Source organism: Pseudomonas sp. S12(2018) (genome assembly GCF_024355235.1).
Lineage (GTDB): Bacteria > Pseudomonadota > Gammaproteobacteria > Pseudomonadales > Pseudomonadaceae > Aquipseudomonas > Aquipseudomonas palmensis.
The window spans coordinates 187764-208547 of record NZ_QLAD01000005.1 but is presented as its reverse complement, the minus strand read 5'-3'; the positions used below and the strand labels follow the sequence as shown (position 1 = coordinate 208547).

General features: G+C 64.4%; 16 protein-coding genes. 9 read left to right on the top strand and 7 right to left on the bottom strand.

Features of this window, described 5'->3' with window-relative positions; genetic code table 11:
- Positions 1-74: 74 nt before the first annotated feature.
- Positions 75-479, top strand: a complete 405-nt coding sequence (locus tag DN388_RS13935; RefSeq protein WP_043862189.1) for a YkgJ family cysteine cluster protein — start codon at positions 75-77, stop codon at positions 477-479.
- Between the two features lie 157 nt (positions 480-636).
- Here DN388_RS13935 and typA read toward each other — a convergent pair whose 3' ends face one another.
- Both typA and thiI read right to left on the bottom strand, forming a co-directional pair.
- Positions 637-2457 carry a translational GTPase TypA gene (gene typA, locus DN388_RS13930; RefSeq protein WP_210013908.1) on the bottom strand — a complete coding sequence of 607 codons (1821 nt, stop codon included), beginning with the start codon at positions 2455-2457 and terminating at the stop codon, positions 637-639.
- Between the two features lie 128 nt (positions 2458-2585).
- Positions 2586-4040: a tRNA uracil 4-sulfurtransferase ThiI gene (thiI, locus tag DN388_RS13925; protein ID WP_255000487.1), complete on the bottom strand. Its 1455-nt coding sequence runs from the start codon at positions 4038-4040 to the stop codon at positions 2586-2588.
- A 331-nt stretch (positions 4041-4371) separates the two neighbouring features.
- On the opposite strand from thiI, the gene glnA reads away from it, so the two are divergent.
- The 3 genes from glnA to ntrC all read left to right on the top strand — a co-directional run bounded on the left by glnA (position 4372) and on the right by ntrC (position 8681).
- Entirely contained in the window at positions 4372-5778 is a 1407-nt protein-coding gene (gene glnA / locus DN388_RS13920) for a glutamate--ammonia ligase (protein ID WP_043862192.1), read from the top strand.
- 384 nt (positions 5779-6162) lie between these two features.
- Positions 6163-7248 (top strand): nitrogen regulation protein NR(II), encoded by a 1086-nt coding sequence (glnL, locus tag DN388_RS13915; RefSeq protein WP_043862193.1) that lies wholly within the window; start codon positions 6163-6165, stop codon positions 7246-7248.
- A complete protein-coding gene (gene ntrC, locus DN388_RS13910; protein WP_043862194.1) occupies positions 7245-8681 on the top strand; it encodes a nitrogen regulation protein NR(I) in 1437 nt (478 codons plus the stop codon). The genes glnL and ntrC overlap by 4 nt, the downstream gene beginning before the upstream one ends.
- Before the next feature lie 271 nt (positions 8682-8952).
- Here the strand turns inward: ntrC and DN388_RS13905 are convergent, their stop codons facing one another.
- The gene (locus DN388_RS13905; protein WP_255000484.1) at positions 8953-9390 is read right to left on the bottom strand and encodes a hypothetical protein; all 438 of its coding nucleotides are present in this window, start codon (positions 9388-9390) and stop codon (positions 8953-8955) included.
- Here DN388_RS13905 and trmL point away from each other — a divergent pair.
- On the top strand, positions 9389-9844 hold the full coding sequence (gene trmL / locus DN388_RS13900) for a tRNA (uridine(34)/cytosine(34)/5-carboxymethylaminomethyluridine(34)-2'-O)-methyltransferase TrmL (RefSeq protein WP_255000482.1): 456 nt from the start codon (positions 9389-9391) through the stop codon (positions 9842-9844). The two genes, DN388_RS13905 and trmL, sit on opposite strands and share 2 nt — an antisense overlap.
- Before the next feature lie 49 nt (positions 9845-9893).
- On the opposite strand, the gene secB is transcribed toward trmL, so the two are convergent.
- From secB to DN388_RS13885, 3 genes are read right to left on the bottom strand one after another with little or no spacing between them, the layout of a single operon-like run.
- Positions 9894-10382 carry a protein-export chaperone SecB gene (gene secB, locus DN388_RS13895; protein WP_043862197.1) on the bottom strand — a complete coding sequence of 163 codons (489 nt, stop codon included), beginning with the start codon at positions 10380-10382 and terminating at the stop codon, positions 9894-9896.
- Between the two features lie 34 nt (positions 10383-10416).
- Positions 10417-10671, bottom strand: coding sequence for a glutaredoxin 3 (gene grxC / locus DN388_RS13890; RefSeq protein ID WP_043862198.1), 255 nt, complete (start codon positions 10669-10671; stop codon positions 10417-10419).
- Between the two features lies 1 nt (position 10672).
- Positions 10673-11089 (bottom strand): rhodanese-like domain-containing protein, encoded by a 417-nt coding sequence (locus tag DN388_RS13885; protein WP_043862199.1) that lies wholly within the window; start codon positions 11087-11089, stop codon positions 10673-10675.
- A 214-nt stretch (positions 11090-11303) separates the two neighbouring features.
- On the opposite strand from DN388_RS13885, the gene gpmI reads away from it, so the two are divergent.
- The 4 genes from gpmI to DN388_RS13865 all read left to right on the top strand — a co-directional run bounded on the left by gpmI (position 11304) and on the right by DN388_RS13865 (position 16485).
- Entirely contained in the window at positions 11304-12839 is a 1536-nt protein-coding gene (gpmI, locus tag DN388_RS13880) for a 2,3-bisphosphoglycerate-independent phosphoglycerate mutase (protein WP_088514671.1), read from the top strand.
- Positions 12840-13016: 177 nt separating this feature from the next.
- Complete coding sequence (locus DN388_RS13875) at positions 13017-14303, top strand: murein hydrolase activator EnvC (RefSeq protein ID WP_043862201.1); 1287 nt, start codon at positions 13017-13019, stop codon at positions 14301-14303.
- An 89-nt stretch (positions 14304-14392) separates the two neighbouring features.
- Complete coding sequence (locus DN388_RS13870; protein WP_043862202.1) at positions 14393-15712, top strand: S41 family peptidase; 1320 nt, start codon at positions 14393-14395, stop codon at positions 15710-15712.
- Entirely contained in the window at positions 15712-16485 is a 774-nt protein-coding gene (locus DN388_RS13865) for a divergent polysaccharide deacetylase family protein (protein WP_255000467.1), read from the top strand. Before DN388_RS13870 ends, DN388_RS13865 begins: the two co-directional genes overlap by 1 nt.
- A 5-nt stretch (positions 16486-16490) precedes the next feature.
- Here DN388_RS13865 and DN388_RS13860 read toward each other — a convergent pair whose 3' ends face one another.
- Positions 16491-20765, bottom strand: coding sequence for a hypothetical protein (locus DN388_RS13860; protein WP_255000465.1), 4275 nt, complete (start codon positions 20763-20765; stop codon positions 16491-16493).
- Between the last annotated feature and the right edge of the window lie 19 nt (positions 20766-20784).

The window sequence follows — 20784 nt, the reverse complement described above, 5'->3', positions numbered from 1 at the left end:
CAAATGGTTGTTCACATTTTGACCAACTCCGGTATGATCGCGCGCCCACCCGACCATCTGAAAAACCGAACCTGATGAAACCGACCCTGATTGCCGCCGCCGAACTCGACCGCCTGGATACCTGGCAGAGGTATTCCAGCCACATGTGCGGGGGCTGCATGTCCAGTTGCTGCACCTTGCCGGTGGAGGTCAAGCTCACGGATCTGATCCGCATTGGCGTGGTGGACGAATTCGAACGGGGCGAGCCGCCCAAGAACATCGCCAAGCGCCTGCAGAAGGATGGGATCGTCGAGCGCTTCAACCAGAAGTCCGGGATCTTCACCTTGCAGCGCATGAGCAACGACGATTGCCTGTACCTGGACCGCAAGACGCGGTTCTGCACCATTTACGACAAGCGCCCCGACACCTGCCGCAACCACCCAAGGATCGGCCCGCGGCCGGGGTACTGCGCGTACAAGCCAAAGCCCGTGGCCCGCTGAAAAGCATCGCGGGTCAAGCCCGCTCCCACAAGGTTGTGCATTTACCTGTGGGAGCGGGCTTGACCCGCGATTCGGCCAGCGCAAGTTTCAGGCCTTGCACAAACAAAAACGCCCCCGGCCTTTCGACCGGGGGCGTTTTCATTCAGCCTGAGCTAACTCAGTTCTTGGCTTTCTTGGCAGCGCGGGTACGCTCGCCTTCGTCCAGGATCTTCTTGCGCAGACGGATCGACTTGGGCGTGACTTCGCACAGCTCGTCGTCCTGGATGAATTCCAGGGCCTGTTCCAGGGTGAAGCGAACAGGTGGCACCAGAGCGATGGTTTCGTCTTTGCCCGAAGCACGCATGTTGTCGAGCTTCTTGCCCTTGGTAGGGTTGACGCCCAGGTCGTTGTCACGGCTGTTCAGACCGACGATCTGACCGTTGTAGATCTCCTGGCCGTGCTCGACGAACAGCTTGCCGCGCGCCTGCAGGGTTTCCAGCGAGTAGGTCAGCGCCTTGCCGGTCTCTACCGATACCAGTACGCCGTTCTGACGGCCGGACATGTGGCCGGACTTCATTGGCGCGTAGCGATCGAAGATCGAGGTCAGGATGCCTGCACCGTTGGTCAGGGTCAGGAACTGGTTGCGGAAACCGATCAGACCACGGGCTGGAATGTTGTATTCCAGACGTACACGGCCCTTGCCATCCGGCACCATGTTGGTCAGGTCGCCTTTACGCAGGCCCATTTCTTCCATGACCTTGCCCTGCGAATCTTCAGGGATGTCGATGGTGACGTTCTCGAACGGCTCGTGCTTGGCACCGTCGACTTCGCGGATGATCACTTCCGGACGACCAACACCCATTTCGAAGCCTTCGCGACGCATGGTTTCGATCAGTACCGACAGGTGCAGCTCACCACGGCCCGATACTTTGAACTTGTCGGCCGAGTCGCCTTCTTCAACGCGCAGTGCAACGTTGTACAGCAGCTCCTTGTCCAGACGCTCCTTGATGTTGCGGCTGGTGACGAACTTGCCTTCCTTACCGCAGAACGGCGAGTCGTTGACCTGGAAGGTCATCGAAACGGTCGGCTCGTCGACGGTCAGCGGCTTCATCGCCTCGACTGCGTCCGGGGAGCACAGGGTGTCGGAGATGAACAGCTCGTCGAAACCGCTGATGCAGACGATGTCGCCAGCCTGGGCTTCTTCGACGTCGACGCGGTGCAGGCCGTGGTGACCCATCAGCTTGAGGATACGACCGTTGCGGCGCTTGCCGTCAACGTCGATGGCCACAACCGGGGTGTTCGGCTTGACGCGACCACGGGCGATGCGGCCAACACCGATCACGCCCAGGAAGCTGTTGTAGTCCAGTGCCGAGATCTGCATCTGGAACGGACCGTCGCGGTCGACGCTTGGCGCTGGCACGTTGTCGACGATCGACTGGTACAGCGGGGTCATGTCTTCGGCCATTTCGGTGTGGTCCAGACCGGCAATGCCGTTCAGGGCCGAGGCGTAGACGACCTTGAAGTCCAGCTGTTCGTCGGTGGCACCCAGGTTGTCGAACAGGTCGAAGATCTGGTCCAGAACCCAGTCAGGACGCGCGCCCGGACGGTCGACCTTGTTGATCACCACGATCGGACGCAGGCCGGCTTCGAAAGCCTTCTTGGTCACGAAACGGGTTTGCGGCATAGGGCCGTCCTGGGCGTCAACCAGCAGCAGCACGGAGTCGACCATCGACATCACGCGCTCTACTTCACCACCGAAGTCGGCGTGGCCCGGGGTGTCCACGATGTTGATGTGGTAGCCGTTCCAGTTGATGGCGGTGTTTTTCGCCAGAATGGTAATGCCGCGCTCTTTTTCCTGGTCGTTGGAGTCCATCACGCGCTCGTCGTTGAGCTCGTTGCGCTCCAGGGTGCCGGACTGACGCAGCAGTTTGTCTACCAGGGTGGTCTTGCCATGGTCAACGTGGGCGATGATGGCGATGTTGCGTAGATTTTCGATCACTTGTGTATCTCGATCAGAGGATTCGGGTTGCCGCCCAGTCTAGGCGGCGAATGTGAATGAACGGCGCTCAACGGGCTCGTCGGTCGGGAGGGCGATGGCGGATACTGCCGCCATACAACCCCGGCATCTTATGTCGGACGATAAACGCGCACATTGGCATGCCCCTCACTCAGTAGATGGTGGGCATGCAGGCGACTCATCACTCCCTTGTCGCAATACAGCAAGTACTGGCGCGTGGGGTCCAGCTCCTTGAAGCGACTGTTGAGGGCGTAGAACGGCAAGGCCGTGACCTCGATGCCGTCCAGTTCCAGAGGCTGGTCTTCCTGGGCGTCGGGGTGACGAATGTCGATCACCACCTGCCCGGCCAGCGCCTGGCTGACTTCTTCGATCTGGATATCCTGGCCCAGTTCATCGATCACGTGGTCGATGGACACCAGGCGGGCGCGTTCCAGGGCGCGCTCGAGCACGGCCATGTCGAACTGCTTCTCTTCATGGTCGACACGGTGACGCTTGGCACAGGTGGTCGGGTTCACCGAGATCACGCCGCAGTACTCGGGCATGTGCTTGGCGAACTCGGCGGTGCCGATTTCATTGGCCTGGTCGATGATGTCCTGCTTGTGGCTGGCCAGCAGCGGGCGCAGCACCAGCTTCTCGGTGGCCGAGTCGATCACCGCCAGGTTGGGCAATGTCTGGCTGGACACCTGGGAAATCGCCTCGCCGGTGACCAGCGCGTCGATCTGCAGGCGGTCGGCGATGTTGGTGGCGGCGCGCAGCATCATGCGCTTGAGGGTCACGCCCATGTAGCTGTTGTCGACCTTGCCGAGGATCTCGCCCACCACCTCTTCGAACGGCACGCTGACGAACAGCACGCGCTGGCTGCTGCCGTACTTCTTCCACAGGTAGTGCGCGACTTCCATCACGCCCAGCTCGTGGGCACGGCCGCCCAGGTTGAAGAAGCAGAAGTGGGTCATCAGGCCGCGGCGCATCATCTGGTAGGCCGCCACGGTGGAGTCGAAGCCGCCGGACATCAGCACCAGGGTCTGCTCCAGCGCGCCCAGCGGGTAGCCGCCGATGCCCTTGTGCTGGTTGTGGATCACGTACAGGCGCTTGTCGCGGATCTCGATGCGCACTTCCACTTCGGGGTTGCGCAGGTCGATGCCGGCGGCGCCGCACTGCTGGCGCAGCTGGCTGCCGACATAGCGGTCGACGTCCATCGAGCTGAAATCATGGTGGCCGCCGCGCTTGCAGCGCACGGCAAAGTGCTTGCCGGCCAGCAGGTGGCCGAAATGCGTCTTGCACTTGGCGACGATATCGTCGAAGTCGCCCAGCGGGTACTCATCGACCTGGAGGAAATGCGCGATGCCCGGCATGCAGCTCAGGCGCTCGGTCATTTCGCGCAGCACTTTCTCGTCGTCCAGGCGGGTGACCACCTCCAGATTGTCCCAGACACCATCGACCGCGAGCGCAGGATCCAGGTCCTTGAGCACGGTGCGGATGTTGCGGCCCAGTTGACGGATGAAGCGCTTTCGAACCGGGCGGCTCTTGATGGTGATCTCTGGAAAGACTTTGACGATTAGTTTCATGAAAACAGCGCGCGCGTGGCCAGCCGAAAAAGAAGGGGCGCGGATTATAGCGGAATTCGCTCAAGCTTTGAGCAACTTTTGTACAGAAGGTTTTACGCGCACCATTTTGGGTCACTCAAACGAAAAAACGCCTCCTAAGAGTGCAGGAAAAACCCCTGAAGCGCCGTTGGCACCCGCAAACGCGTGAGAATGGGGCGAAAAACCCAACTCGGGGCACTGGCATGCAATTTGCTCCCTTGTGAGGCAGGTTGCCTTGGCCGACTATTCGCGCCCGGCATCACCCAAATTACAAGGGCTGCACAGGCACGCTCTACCCCACCCGGAGGACACCATGTCGAAGTCGGTTCAACTCATCAAAGATCATGACGTTAAATGGATTGATCTGCGCTTCACTGACACCAAGGGCACCCAGCACCACGTCACCATGCCAGCCCGTGACGCGCTGGAAGACGACTTCTTCGAAGCCGGCAAGATGTTCGACGGTTCCTCCATCGCTGGCTGGAAAGGCATCGAAGCCTCCGACATGATCCTGATGCCGGACGACTCCACCGCCGTGCTCGACCCGTTCACCGAAGAGCCGACCCTGATCCTGGTCTGCGACATCATCGAACCGTCGACCATGCAAGGCTACGACCGCGACCCGCGCGCCATCGCCAAGCAGGCCGAAGAGTTCCTGCGCTCCACCGGCATCGGCGACACCGTATTCGCAGGCCCTGAGCCTGAGTTCTTCATCTTCGACGAAGTGAAGTTCAAGTCCGACATTTCGGGCTCGATGTTCAAGATCTACTCCGAGCAGGGCTCGTGGATGTCCGACCAGGACGTGGAAGGTGGCAACAAGGGCCACCGTCCAGGCGTCAAGGGCGGCTACTTCCCGGTTCCGCCGTTCGACCACGACCACGAGATCCGTACTGCCATGTGCAACGCACTGGAAGAAATGGGCCAGGTCGTCGAAGTGCACCACCACGAAGTGGCGACTGCCGGTCAGAACGAAATCGGCGTCAAGTTCAACACCCTGGTGAAAAAAGCTGACGAAGTTCAGACCCTGAAATACGTCGTGCACAACGTTGCCGACGCCTATGGCCGCACCGCTACCTTCATGCCAAAACCGCTGTACGGCGACAACGGCTCGGGCATGCACGTGCACATGTCGATCTGGAAAGACGGCAAGAACACCTTCGCCGGCGAAGGCTATGCCGGCCTGTCCGATACCGCCCTGTACTTCATCGGCGGCATCATCAAGCACGGCAAGGCCCTGAACGGCTTCACCAACCCGTCGACCAACTCCTACAAGCGTCTGGTCCCGGGCTTCGAAGCCCCGGTCATGCTGGCCTACTCGGCACGCAACCGTTCTGCCTCGATCCGCATTCCTTACGTGTCGAGCCCCAAGGCCCGCCGTATCGAAGCGCGCTTCCCGGACCCGGCGGCCAACCCGTACCTGGCCTTCGCTGCGCTGCTGATGGCCGGCCTGGACGGCATCCAGAACAAGATCCACCCAGGCGATGCCGCCGACAAGAACCTGTACGACCTGCCGCCTGAAGAGGCCAAAGAGATCCCGCAGGTCTGTGGCAGCCTGAAGGAAGCCCTGGAAGAGCTGGACAAGGGCCGTGCGTTCCTGACCAAGGGCGGCGTGTTCTCCGACGAGTTCATCGATGCCTACATCGCCCTGAAAAGCGAAGAAGAAATCAAGGTGCGCACCTTCGTACACCCACTGGAATACGAGCTGTACTACAGCTGCTAAGCCAGTGACGCTCGCTCACGCGGCGTAACGAGAGAGGCCTCCCATTCGGGAGGCCTTTTTTTTGCGCTGACTTCATCGCGGGTCAAGCCCGCTGCCACAAACCAGTGGGAGCGGGCTTGACCCGCGACGAAGTCAGCAGTGCTCTACAATGGTGCACAAGGCAGCGCTACCCCTGCACCAACAGCCCATTTTGGTTCAAAAACAGCCTGCAACCTGTTAACCCAGTCATTTTTTGCGCAGCCAAGGCCCGGTTTCAGGGAATTGCGCTTCTTTTCGGAGCCTTGGTTTGGTTCTTGCATTTTCCTGGCATCAGCCGATTACCAGCGCGCGCCACCCTGGCCCCGATCAGGGCGGTACTGTGCCAAAAGAGGTCAACGACGCCCCATGACCATCAGCGATGCACTGCACCGACTGCTACTGGACAACCTGACCACTGCCACCATTCTGCTCAATGCCGAATTGCGCCTGGAGTACATGAACCCGGCAGCGGAAATGCTCCTGGCCATCAGCGGCCAGCGCAGCCACGGGCAGTTCATCAGCGAGCTGTTCACCGAATCGACCGAAGCGCTCAACTCGCTGCGCCAGGCCGTGGAGCACGCGCACCCGTTCACCAAGCGCGAAGCCATGCTCACCGCCCTCACCGGCCAGACCCTGACCGTCGACTACGCCGTCACCCCGATCCTCAACCACGGCCGCACCCTGCTGCTGCTCGAAGTGCACCCGCGCGACCGCCTGCTGCGCATCACCAAGGAAGAGGCGCAGCTGTCCAAGCAGGAAACCACCAAGATGCTGGTGCGCGGCATGGCCCACGAAATCAAGAACCCGCTGGGCGGCATCCGTGGCGCCGCGCAGCTGCTGGCCCGCGAACTGCCCGACAACGGCCTCAAGGACTACACCAACGTCATCATCGAAGAGGCCGACCGCCTGCGTAACCTGGTCGACCGCATGCTCGGCTCCAACAAACTGCCGTCGCTGGCCATGACCAACATCCACGAAGTGCTCGAGCGCGTGTGCAGCCTGGTGGAGGCCGAAAGCCAGGGCGGCATCACCCTGGTGCGCGACTACGACCCGAGCCTGCCCGACGTGCTGGTGGACCGCGAGCAGATGATCCAGGCCGTGCTCAACATCGTGCGCAACGCCATGCAGGCCATCAGCGGGCAGAACGAGCTGCGCCTGGGCCGCATCACCCTGCGCAGCCGCGCCATGCGCCAGTTCACCATCGGCCACACCCGCCACCGCCTGGTGGCGCGCATCGAAATCATCGACAACGGCCCGGGCATACCCGCGGAACTGCAGGACACCCTCTTCTATCCCATGGTCAGCGGTCGCCCGGACGGTACCGGGCTGGGCCTGGCCATCACCCAGAACATCATCAGCCAGCACCAGGGCCTGATCGAATGTGACAGCCACCCTGGCCACACCACCTTCTCGATCTTCCTGCCGCTGGAACAAGGAGCCACTTCTTCATGAGCCGAAGCGAAACCGTCTGGATCGTCGACGACGACCGCTCCATCCGTTGGGTCCTGGAAAAAGCCCTGCAACAGGAAGGCATGACCACCCAGAGCTTCGACAGTGCCGATGGGGTCATGAGCCGCCTGGCCCGCCAGCAGCCGGACGTGATCATCTCCGACATTCGCATGCCCGGTGCCAGCGGCCTGGACCTGCTGGCGCAGATCCGCGAGCAGCACCCGCGTCTGCCGGTGATCATCATGACCGCGCACTCGGACCTGGACAGCGCCGTGGCCTCGTACCAGGGCGGCGCGTTCGAGTACCTGCCCAAGCCATTCGACGTGGACGAGGCAGTGTCGCTGGTCAAGCGCGCCAACCAGCACGCCCAGGAACAGCAGGGCATGGCCGAGCCCCAGGCGCTGACCCGCACCCCGGAAATCATCGGCGAAGCGCCGGCCATGCAGGAGGTGTTTCGCGCCATCGGCCGGCTCAGCCATTCCAACATCACCGTGCTGATCAACGGCGAATCGGGCACCGGCAAGGAGTTGGTGGCCCACGCCCTGCACCGTCACAGCCCACGCGCCGCCTCGCCGTTCATCGCGCTGAACATGGCGGCGATCCCCAAGGACCTGATGGAGTCCGAGCTGTTCGGTCATGAAAAGGGCGCGTTCACCGGCGCGGCCAACCTGCGCCGCGGGCGTTTCGAGCAGGCCGACGGCGGCACGCTGTTTCTCGACGAGATCGGCGACATGCCGGCCGACACCCAGACCCGCCTGCTGCGCGTGCTGGCCGATGGCGAGTTCTACCGGGTGGGCGGGCATGTGCCGGTGAAGGTGGACGTGCGCATCATTGCCGCCACCCACCAGAACCTGGAAACCCTGGTGCAGGCCGGCAAGTTCCGTGAAGACCTGTTCCACCGCCTGAACGTGATCCGCATCCACATCCCGCGCCTGGCCGACCGCCGCGAAGACATCCCGACCCTGGCCCGGCACTTTCTGGGGCGTGCGGCGCAGGAGCTGTCGGTGGAGCCCAAGCTGCTCAAGCCCGAGACCGAGGAGTTCATGCGCAACCTGCCGTGGCCGGGCAACGTGCGCCAGCTGGAGAACACCTGCCGCTGGATCACGGTGATGGCCTCGGGGCGCGAGGTGCATATCGGCGACTTGCCGCCGGAGCTGCTGAACCTGCCGCAGGACGCGGCGCCGGTGACCAACTGGGAGCAGGCGCTGCGCCAGTGGGCCGACCAGGCACTGAGCCGTGGCCAGTCGAACCTGCTGGACAGCGCAGTGCCGAGTTTCGAGCGGATCATGATCGAGACGGCGCTCAAGCACACCGCCGGGCGGCGGCGCGATGCGGCGGTGCTGCTGGGCTGGGGGCGCAACACCCTGACGCGCAAGATCAAGGAACTGGGCATGAAGGTCGACGGCGGGGACGACGAGGGCGACGACGAGGCCTGAATCAGGGGCCTCTTCGCCGGCAAGGCCGGCTCCTACAAACGCCGCCGTACCTGTAGGAGCCGGCCTTGCCGGCGAACGGCTTGCCCCATTGCTGCACCATGCCTGCCCCCGCTGCACCGCCTGAAGGCAAAAACACCCCTCACAACCGCATAAAACCCAGCAAAACCCCAGGTTCCATTGCCCCAGGCCAACTTGGCACACCCCCTGCATATACCTAAGCACAACCCAGTTTTGGGGACCTTGGTACAGGCAGGCCGGGGAATCCCCTCTTTTATTCGTGCAGTTTCACCTGCACCCTCCAGCGGCCCTGCACCGTCTCGCCGGCCCAGTCGCCGCGCAGCGGCCGGGCCGCCACCAGGCTCAGCAACAGGCCCTGGTCGCTGTTCTGCAGGCGCCAGCTCACGGGCTTGCCCGCCAACTGCAACTGACCCTTCTGGCTCCGCCCGCTGGCCTGGAACACCAGCGCCAGCGTGCCCTCGACCTCCTCGCCATGCAGTTGCGGCTCTTCGTTGAACCACAGGTTCAGGCCATCGGCCACCACCTCCACTCGCTCCAGTACCCGTGGTTCAGGCGCGGTGAGGCGGCCGATCATCAGGCCCACCAGCATGCCGAACAGCGCCATGGAGAACAGCACCCGCGGCCACAGTTTCGAACGCGGGTCCGGTTCGGGGGTAGAATGCTCGTCATCTTTATGCTCGGAGCCGTGCATGTTTCACGTCATCCTTTTTCAACCGGAAATTCCACCGAATACCGGCAACATTATACGGCTGTGCGCCAACAGCGGCTGCCAGCTGCACCTGATCGACCCGATCGGCTTCGAACTGGACGACAAGCGCCTGCGCCGTGCGGGCCTGGATTACCACGAGTACGCCACCCTCAAGCGCCACAGCGACCTGCCCAACTGCCTCGAGAGCCTGGGCAACCCGCGCCTGTTCGCCTTCACCACCAAGGGCTCGCGGCCGTTTCACGACGTGGCCTTCGCCCCCGGCGACGCCTTTCTGTTCGGCCCCGAAAGCCGTGGCCTGCCGCCCGAGGTGCTCGACCCGCTGGGCAGCGACCAGCGCCTGCGCCTGCCCATGCGTGAAGGCTGCCGCAGCCTGAACCTGTCCAACACCGTGGCCGTGGCGGTGTACGAAGCCTGGCGCCAGCAAGGTTTTGCCTGAGGCATGAAAAAAGCGCCCCGAAGGGCGCTTTCAACGTACCGCAGTCAGCTTACTGCAGCGAAGGCGCTTCGCCTGCTTCCTGCATGCGCTGCATCTCTTGCGCGTACAGGGCATCGAAGTTCACCGGCGACAGCATCAGGGCCGGGAACGAACCACGGGTCACCAGGTTGTCCAGCGCTTCACGCGCATACGGGAACAGGATGTTCGGGCAGAACGCGCCCAGGGTGTGGCTCATCGAAGCCGGGTCGAGGTTCTTGATCAGGAAGATACCCGCCTGCTGAACTTCGGCGATGAAGGCAACCTCTTCACCGTTCTTGACCGTGACCGACAGGGTCAGCACGACCTCGTGGAAATCGCCTTCCAGGCCTTTCTGTTTGGTGTTCAGGTCCAGCGCGACGCTCGGTTCCCACTGCTGGCGGAAGATCGCCGGGCTTTTCGGCGCTTCGAACGACAGGTCACGCACATAGATGCGCTGCAGGGAGAATTGCGGGGAGCTTTCGTCGGCTGCCGCAGCGCCGTTGTTCTGTTCTTCAGTCATGACAGATCCTTCTTTGCAGGGTCTTGTAGGGAATTCAGGCCTTGAGCAGCGCGTCGAGCTTGCCGGCGCGCTCAAGGGCAAACAGGTCGTCGCAACCGCCGACGTGGGTGCTGCCGATCCAGATCTGCGGCACCGAGGTGCGGCCGGCCTTCTGGCTCATCTCTGCGCGCAGCTGGGGCTTGCCATCGACCTTGATCTCTTCGAAGGCCACACCTTTGCTGGACAGCAGCTGCTTGGCACGCGAGCAGTAAGGGCAGTAGTCGCTGGAGTAGACGATGACGTTGCTCATGTCACTTCACCAGCGGCAGGTTGTCGGCCTTCCAGCTCGACACGCCGCCCGACAGCTTGGCGGCGTTGAAGCCGGCCTTGAGCAGGTCGCGGCACACGGCGCCGGCATGCTGGCCCAGGTTGTCGACCACGATCAGGGTCTTGGTCGCCTTGTGCTTTTCCAGCTCGCCGATACGCGCGGCGAACTTGTCCTGCGGGATGTTCAGCGCACCGACGATGTGCCCGGCGGAGAACTCCTTGCTCGCACGGATATCGATGACCAGGCCCTTGTCGGCGTTGACCAGCGCGGTCAGTTCGCCGTTGCTCAGGCTGCGGCCGCCCTTGCGCGCTTCGGTGACGATCAGCAGGACCAGCAGAACGACGAAGATACCAACCAGCAGATAGTGAGATGTCGCGAATTCGATCAGGTGAGCAACCATCAGAGGGTTCCGGGCCGTTAAAAATGATGGGCAGTATACACAGCACCCAAGGCCGGCCAAAGCCCACCGGCACTGGTTGTCGACAGTAATTCTCATTGCCGGGCTGCTACCCGTCGGGCGGCAATGGCGGGCGCGCAAGGTTAATTCGTCACTGCTGACCAATTTGCCCTAAAATGCGTGTCTTTATCACCTGACAAAAGCGCGAGTGGGATAGATGACTAGCACGCCAAAACCCTTGGTCCTGATCATCCTGGATGGTTTCGGTCACAGCGAAAGCCACGAATACAACGCCATCTATTCGGCCACCACGCCGGTTTACGACCGCCTGCGCGCCACCCAGCCGCACGGCCTGATCTCGGGCTCGGGCATGGACGTGGGCCTGCCCGACGGGCAGATGGGCAACTCCGAAGTCGGCCACATGAACCTGGGTGCCGGGCGCGTGGTGTACCAGGATTTCACCCGCGTGACCAAGGCCATCAAGGATGGCGAGTTCTTCCAGAACCCGGTGCTGTGCGACGCCGTGGACAAGGCTGCCGGTGCCGGCAAGGCCGTGCACATCCTCGGCCTGCTGTCCGACGGTGGCGTGCACAGCCACCAGGATCACCTGGTGGCCATGGCCGAACTGGCCGCGCAACGCGGCGCCGAGAAGATCTACCTGCACGCCTTCCTCGACGGCCGCGACACCCCGCCCAAGAGTGCTCAGTCTTCCATCGAACTGCTCGACGCCACCTTCGCCCGCCTGGGCAAGGGCCGCATCGCCAGCCTCATCGGCCGTTATTTCGCGATGGACCGCGACAACCGCTGGGACCGCGTCAGCGCCGCCTACAACCTGATCGTCGACAGCACCGCCGAATTCAGCGCCAGCACCGCCACCGCCGGCCTTGAAGCCGCCTATGCACGCGGCGAGAGCGACGAGTTCGTCAAGGCCACCCGCGTGGGCGAGGCCGTCAGGGTCGAGGACGGCGACGCGGTGATCTTCATGAACTTTCGCGCCGACCGCGCCCGCGAGCTGTCGCGGGTATTCGTCGAGCCGGACTTCAACGAGTTCCCGCGCGCACGCCTGCCCAAACTGGCCGCCTATATCGGCCTGACCCAGTACTCGGCCAAGATCGCCGCCCCGGCGGCGTTCGCCCCAGGCAGCCTGAACAACGTACTGGGCGAGTACCTGGCCAAGAAGGGCAAAACCCAGCTGCGCATCGCCGAAACCGAAAAGTACGCCCACGTCACCTTCTTCTTCTCCGGCGGGCGCGAAGAACCGTTCGAAGGCGAAGAGCGCATCCTGATCCCGTCGCCGAAGGTCGCCACCTACGACCTGCAGCCGGAAATGAGCGCTCCGGAGGTCACCGACCGCATCGTCGAGGCCATCGAACAGCAGCGCCATGACGTGATCGTGGTCAACTACGCCAACGGCGACATGGTCGGCCACAGCGGCGTGTTCGACGCTGCGGTCAAGGCCGTGGAGGCCCTGGACCTGTGCGTGGGCCGCATCGTCGAGGCCCTCGACAAGGTGGGTGGCGAAGCGCTGATCACCGCCGACCACGGCAACGTCGAGCAGATGGAAGACGCGTGCACCGGCCAGGCCCACACCGCCCACACCACCGAGCCGGTGCCGTTCATCTATGTCGGCAAGCGCAACCTCAAGGTGCGTGAAGGCGGCGTGCTGGCGGACGTGGCGCCGACCATGCTCAAGCTGCTGGGCCTGGAAAAACCGGCCGAAATGACCGGTACTTCGATTCTCGTAGACGTCTGAACGGCACGCCCTACGCTGCACGGTTCAAGCTGCAGGAGCCAGCGCCACGTGCGCTGCGCCTCTTGCGGCGTGCAGCTTGAAACAGGCAGCTGAATCGCATCCCGCTTGAAGGTCGTTTTTTTTGATCGCCATGGCGGGCATACTAGGCCAGTCTCCATCCTGGGTTCCGCCTACTCCATGCTTCGCGCACTTATCCTCATAGCCCTGACCTGCCTGTTCGGCCCGGCATTCGCCGACGAGCGCGCGCAAACCCAGCAGCAACTGGACGCCACGCGCCAGGACATTGCCGAGCTGAAAAAGCTGCTTGGCCAGTTGCAGCAGGAAAAGTCCGGCGTGCAGAAAGACCTGCGCGGCACCGAAACCGAAATCGGCAAGCTGCAAAAGCAGGTGGAGGCCCTGCAGCAGGAACTAAAAAAGACTGAAGGCGAGCTGGAGCGCCTCGACAAAGAGAAAAAAAAACTCCAGAGCGCCCGCGTTGAACAGCAACGCCTGATCGCCATCCAGGCCCGTTCGGCCTACCAGAACGGTCGCGAGGAATACCTCAAGCTGCTGCTCAACCAGCAGAACCCCGAGAAGTTCGCGCGCACCCTCACCTATTACGACTACCTGAGCCAGGCCCGCCTGGAGCAGCTGCGCAGCTTCAACGAGACCCTGCGCCAGCTGGCCAATGTGGAAAAGGACATCGCCCTGCAGCAGGCCCAGTTGCTGGCCCAGCAAGGCACCCTCGAAACCCAGCGCCAGGACCTGGAAAAGGTCCGCGCCGAGCGCCAGCAGGTGCTGGCCAAGCTCAACAGCGACGTCAAGGCACGCGACCAGAAGCTGGCCGCCCGCGAACAGGACCAGGCCGACCTCGCCCAGGTGCTCAAGACCATCGAGCAGACCCTGGCACGCCAGGCGCGCGAAGCCGAAGAGGCGCGTCAGCGGGCCCTGCTGGCCGCCCAGGAAGCCGAGAAGCAGCGCCAGCGCGAAGCCCTGGCCGCCAACCAGGACGCCACCCCGAAAAAGCCCAGGGCAGTGCCCGGGCCGCTGGTTTCCAGCGACGGCGCCACCTTCGGCGGCGCTTTTTCTGCAGCACGGGGCAAACTTCCATGGCCGGTCAATGGTCGATTGCTGGCACGTTTTGGTGAAACCCGCGGCGACGACTCGCGAGCCAAGTGGGACGGGGTGATGATCAGCGCCTCCGCCGGCAGCCAGGTACATGCGGTGCATGGCGGGCGCGTGGTGTTCGCCGACTGGTTGCGCGGCGCCGGACTTCTGGTCATTCTCGACCATGGCAACGGCTACCTGAGCCTGTACGGGCACAACCAGAGCCTGCTCAAGAATGCCGGCGACGTGGTCAAGTCGGGCGAGGCGATCTCCACCGTCGGCAACAGCGGCGGCCAGGACACCGCCGCCCTGTACTTCGCGATTCGCCAGCAAGGCCGCCCGAGCGACCCGACACAATGGTGCCGTGCCCAGGGATAGGGGCACATCGTTCATTTCACGCTAGCCCCGCCAACCGGTGCCAGCGACGCTCCCCCGGGGGCAAAACCAGGATCAGGAGTTCGTTCGACATGCTGCATACGCCTCGCCTTACCTCGCTGGCCCTGACCATTGCCCTGGTCATCGGCGCGCCACTGGCCCACGCGGCCGAGCCTGCCAAGCCAGCCACGGTGGCACCGACCACGGTCACTGCCCAGGCGCCGCTGCCGCTGGAAGAGCTGCGCACCTTCGCCGAGGTGATGGACCGCATCAAGGCCGCCTATGTCGAGCCGGTGGACGACAAGACCCTGCTCGAAAACGCCATCAAGGGCATGCTCAGCAACCTCGACCCGCACTCCGCCTACCTGGGCCCGGAAGACTTCCAGGAGCTGCAGGAGAGCACCAGCGGCGAGTTCGGCGGCCTGGGCATCGAAGTGGGCATGGAGGACGGCTTCGTCAAGGTGGTATCGCCCATCGACGACACCCCGGCCTCGCGTGCCGGCATCGAGGCGGGCGACCTGATCGTCAAGATCGACGGCCAGCCGACCCGCGGCCAGACCATGACCGAGGCGGTCGACAAGATGCGCGGCAAGATCGGCCAGAAGATCACCCTGACCCTGGTGCGCGACGGCGGCACGCCGTTCGACGTGACCCTGGCCCGCGCGGTCATCCAGGTCAAGAGCGTCAAGTCGCAGCTGCTCGAGGACGGCTACGGCTATATCCGCATCACCCAGTTCCAGGTCAAGACCGGCGAAGAGGTAGGCAAGGCCCTGGCCAAGCTGCGCAAGGACAACGGCAAGAAACTGCGCGGCCTGGTGCTGGACCTGCGCAACAACCCCGGTGGCGTGCTGCAGGCCGCCGTCGAAGTGGCCGACCACTTCCTGACCAAGGGCCTGATCGTGTACACCAAGGGCCGCATCGCCAACTCCGAACTGCGCTTCTCGGCCGACCCGGCCGATGCCAGCGAAGGCGTGCCGCTGGTGGTGCTGATCAACGGCGGCAGCGCCTCGGCCTCCGAGATTGTCGCCGGCGCCCTGCAGGACCAGAAGCGCGGCGTGCTGATGGGCACCGACAGTTTCGGCAAGGGCTCGGTGCAGACCGTGCTGCCGCTGAACAACGACCGCGCCCTGAAGATTACCACCGCGCTGTACTACACCCCCAACGGCCGCTCGATCCAGGCCCAGGGCATCGTGCCGGACATCGAGGTGCGCCGCGCCAAGATCACCAGCGAGCAGGACAACGACAACTTCAAGGAAGCCGACCTGCAAGGTCACCTGGGCAACGGCAACGGCGGCGCCGACCGGCCTTCGGGCAAGGCCGCGAGCAAGAAGGACCGTCCGCAGGACGACGACTTCCAGCTCAGCCAGGCGCTGAACCTGCTCAAGGGCCTGAGCATCACCAGCGGCAAGTGATGCGCTATCTGCTGTTCGCCCTGCTCTGCCTGGCCGGTACCGCACACGCGGCACCGGCCAAGGCCTACCTCACGCTGATCATCGACGACCTGGGGCAGAGCCCTGCGCGAGATGCGCGCACCCTGGCCCTGCCCGGCCCGGTCACCCTCGCGATCATACCCGATACCCCGCACGCCACCGCGTTCGCCCGCCAGGCGCACAAGGCCGGCAAGACGGTGATCCTGCACATGCCCATGGACCCGGCCACCGGCCCCTACGCCTGGCACCCGGATACCCCGCTGCCGGAGCTGGAACAACGCCTGGGCGCAGCCCTGGCCAAGGTGCCCTATGCCAGCGGCATCAACAACCACATGGGCAGCCGCATGACTGCACAGCCGCTGCCCATGGCCTGGCTGATGGGCGAGTTGCAGCGCCGCCATCTGTTCTTTGTCGACAGCCGCACCAGCGCCGCCACGGTCGCTGCGGCCAAGGCGCAGGAACAGGGGCTGGCAAGCCTGTCGCGGGATGTGTTCCTGGATGACGTGCGCACCCCCGAGGCGATTGCCGGGCAACTGCGCATCGCCGTGGAGCTGGCGCGCCGGCAGGGCTCGGCCGTGCTGATCGGCCACCCCTACCCGCAAACCCTGGAGGTGCTCGAACGCGAGCTGCCTCGCCTGAAGGCGCAGGGCATCGAGTGGGTCGAGATCCACCAGATGATTGCCCTGCGCAGCAACCAGGCGATGGCGGCCCACGGTGCCGGCGGGCGCTATCGCGCCAGCGCCGGCGGCCAGTGAGGCGCCTACGCCAGGGGGCGTAGCGGAAACCAGCCCTTGATGAAGGCCGGGGTGAGGTCGGCGCGCCAGATCACGCCCATCTTGCCGGTGGTTTTCGCCTCTTCGAGCAGGTCGGCATAGCCTTTGGTGCGTTGCGCCTCCAGTTTGATGTGGCCCTTGCTGAACGCTGCCGTGGGCGTGTCCAGGGCAGGATAGTGCAGGTGCACGTACCATTTGTCGCCGCCCGCCACACGCACTTCGTACTCGTCGATGAAGTCGCCGGCCGCCAGGGCCTTGCGCGGCGCCTTGAATTCGATGTGCAGTTGCTTGCGCTCCCACAGATACAGCAGGTTGCGCGCGGTGGGCTTCTGCGCCTTGCACATGCTCAGGCGCAGGGCATCGGCTGCGTCCCTGAGCCCCTGGGCCTCCTGGCGCAGCTGGGCAACGGTGGCCTGCTCGGTATCGGGCAGGCCGCTGTGGCGCTCGAAGTCATCCGCCACGCGGATCAGCCGATCGGCCAGGATGGTCAGCGGGAACACGATATCCCCCGGTTGATGCCCGCTGCCGGACAACCCCTGCTGCTTGGCCTTGAGCGGGGCGACCTGATCGAGCACCTGGCGCGCCTCGCTGCGCAGGGCCTTGCGCGGCTTGAGGCCGACCGGCGTGGCGGGCAATACGGTCTTGATCGGGTTCCAGTCATCGCCGCCGTGCTCGCGGTAGGACGCCACGATGCGGTGGTTGGCATCCTCGATATCCACGATCGGCACCGGCTCGCCGGGCGATGGCGCCCGTACCCGCCCCACCACCACCCGGCGGGTACGCGTGACGATCACCTTGCGCTTGCGCGTCGGCCGGGGCGTCGTGCTGGTGGCCGGCACCGTGACCAGGCTGTCCAGTTCTGCCCTGGCGCTGGCATCGAGCTCGTCGAGGGTCTGCACGAACGCCGCCAGATAGTCCTTGCCGGGCACCGGCGCGAACAGGTCGCCCACATACTGGGCAACCGCCTTGGCCCGCGAGTAGCAGTGCGAGGCCTCGCGCAGCACCTGGATGCGCTCCTGGGGCGTGAACTCCTGGGCATCGATGCCCAGCTGCTCATGCGAAAGCACCCCGGCGACGATGTCCGGGTCCAGCAGCAAGTCCTTGTAGAACGGGCGCTGGGTGGCGTCCGCGATACGCGTGTCCAGGCTCATGTAGCCGAGGATTTCCAGGTAGGCCGTGCGGATGCGCTGGGCGCTGAACACCTTGAGCTCTTCACGCTTGGCCTCGCCATAGCGGATGATCTCGTCGGCCGTGGCCTTGACCGCCGGCTCGCGGCGAACCTCCTCGACCAGGGCGCTGCAGGCCTCGGCCTGCTCCAGGGCCAGCAGGTGGAACGTCTCGTTCTGCGTGTTGGCCTCCAGCAACGCGGAAAACGGCTGTGCGGTATCACCCAGAGTGACCTGGAACGCATTCTCGATCCAGGCATCGTGCAACGAGATCTTGAACTGCTTGCTGTGGTACTGGGCCTGCAACTGCAGGCGCGCCTGGAAGTTCATCCTGAAGTTCAGGTTCAGTGCCTTGCTGTAGTCGGCCGCAGTGATATGGCCGTAGAAATCCGCCAGTTTCAGGGTTTCGCGGGCTTCGAGGGTGGTGCGCAGCAGGTCCTTGGCCACCTCGATGAAGGCGTCCTGCTCGACCTTGAGTGCCTGCTCGGCCACTTGCGCACGCGTGCGTGCCTGCTTCATCGCTACCAGCCGGGTCGCCGTGCGATCGAGCTGGTACTCGCGCTGGGCCTTGAACATCGGGTCGAGCAAGGCGTTGAGCTCGTTGACCTTGGGGGTCATGGCCACAATGCGCCTGAGGCAATCCTGCTGCGCCGACTCCAGCGTGGCGTTGAGCTGCTGAAGCTGCAGCCTGTTCTGCGCCTTCTTCTCCTGCAGGCTCATGCGCTTTTTCGGCCCGCCCCCGCGCAGCCCCAGGCGCAGGTCCAGTTGCCAGCTGCCTTCGCTGCTGCGCCGCAGCCACGGGCCACGGCGGCTGCTGTCGAGGGGGTCGACGATGCAGAAGCGCCCCTCCACCTCCAGCACGCGGTACCAGCGGTCATCGAGTTTTACATGCGCGTTCCCGTCGATCAGCGCCAGGCCGCGGCGCTCCCCCGTCTCGATCAGGCCGGTCGGCTCCTGGCCGGGCGTGACCTGCATCGGGCGCAGGAACGCACGCAGCTCGGGCGTCGCTTCGTTGCGCATGCCGCTCCAGGAGAAGTCCATGGCTGTCGGCAACGCACCGGCACTGCGCAGTTGCGGGCCCAGGGGCTGCTGCACCGGTACCAGCACGCCGGTCACTGGCAGCTCGCCGCGCACCGGCAACGTTTGCTGCAGCATCGAGGGCTGCACCTTGATCGGCGTCGCGCGCGCCATGCCGACCTCCCCGGCCCCGTGCATGAACACCGTGCTCAGGTTGAACAGCAGGTCGACCACGGCCTGGGCGCGCGTGGTGTCATCCCCCTCGCGCAGCGCCTTGAAGTCGCTGTCCAGGCTGCTGACCAGTTGCACCAGCCATCCGGCGACAGCTGTCGGCCCACGCAGGTAGGGCAGCGCGATATTGAACAGCAGCCAGCCCGCCTCCTTGAAGCGCAGCCAGCGATCTTCGGCGTTGGATACCGATTGCCGGTCACCCAGGGTGATCAGCGCGTCCACCGTACTGGTGTAGAAATGCGCCAGCAGGTCACCGGTCAGCGCAGCGCCGCCAAGACGCGGCACGTTCGCCCCCGGCACAGCCACCGGGTCATCCACCGTGATACCCAGGTGAGGGTTGGCAAAGCCGCCGTTGGCATAGATGCGCCGGGCGTCCCGTCCCATCCAGCTCAGCACGCTGGCTTGCAGCTCGGGCTCCTCGAGGGCCTTGAACAATGCAGCCTCGCTGGCAAATTCGCGCAGCAGGGGCTCGAACAGCGGTCGGTACAGCACGCGCTCGGGCCTGCCGGGCAGGGCGAACACGAACATGTTGTCGACCACGTCGGGGCTGGCCCCTTCGCCACTGAGGAAGGTCAGCGGGCGCACCTCGACCCGGTCGGTCTGGTCGGTGCTCATGGCGTAGTCCACGCAGCGCAGGCCCTGGCGGGTGAAGCCCTGCTCGCCCCTGATCCGGTACTCCAGCGCCAGCAATGGCAGTTGTGCGCGCAGCGTGTCGGCGAACAGCTGCCGACGCTCGTCGGCCTGGCGTGCATCGGTGCGCATGGCGTGTTCGATCACTGCCAGGTAGTTGGCCCCGACATCCACGGCGGTGATGAGTGTCATCACATACTCGGCGCTCAGCCATGCGGCGATCTCGTCGCCATCGGCATGGGCAATGCTCATCGGGCCCTTGGGCAGGCCGGACAGGTTTTCCAGCGCGGCATCCACCAGCAGCAGCCTGACCGTCTCGACGAAGCCGAAGCCACCCTGGCCATAGGGCACCTGGAAGGTCAGCACCAGCTTGTAGGGGTCGTAGGTCGGCCCGCCCGGTTGATCTGCCGCCATGCGCTCGCCCAGCGCCTTGGCGGCATAGTCGCGCAGGGTCGGGATACCGTGGTCATAGGCCTTGCCGGCATTGTGCTGGTGCGCCAGCGCCATGCTCAGCCATTGCATGCGGTAGTCCAGGTAATCGGCCCCCGAAGCCTGCTTGAGCCATGCCGGCAGTTGGCCAAGCACCTGGGTGTCGGCAGGCGTCGGCACGAATGCCCGGTTGCCGGCCAGGCGCGCAGCCACATCGGACACCGTGGCAAACAACCCCTCGAGCTCAGTCACCGACTGCCCGCCCAGGCGCAGCGCCTGCACGTCACGCAGTTGCTGATCGAGCAACGCCTCGGCCTGGACCCTGAACGGATTGCCTTCGACCTCCAGCAACTGCCACTGCAGCCCGACCAGCCGATAGGCGCCTTCGAGTTCGTCGGTCAACGCCTCGCCGAACGCCTTCAGCGAGGCGTGGGCGCTGACCTGACCTGCGGGCGTACAGCGCAGCACCTGCTCGCCGCGGACCAACACCAGATCGCTGAGCAGCATCTGCGTGCTGGTCAGGCTGGCGTCGAGCTGCAGTTGCACCAGGTACACCCGCACGGCCTGCTCGCCCTGGGCCTGACGCAGCGACCAGCGTGGCCATTGCAGCACCTGGCCCAGCATCCCGGCCCAGGCCTGTTTGCCGCCGGCGTGTGGCACCAGGGCCTGGGCCAGGGTTCTGGCCAGCCAGCTCAGGCGCGGAACGCCTTCACTGCCCCTGGCCTGCCAGTAGTTCATCAGAGCCCGCTGGAACTCGGCCACGATGCCGTCGGCAAACACCTTGATCATTTCGCGCAGGGTGTCCGCA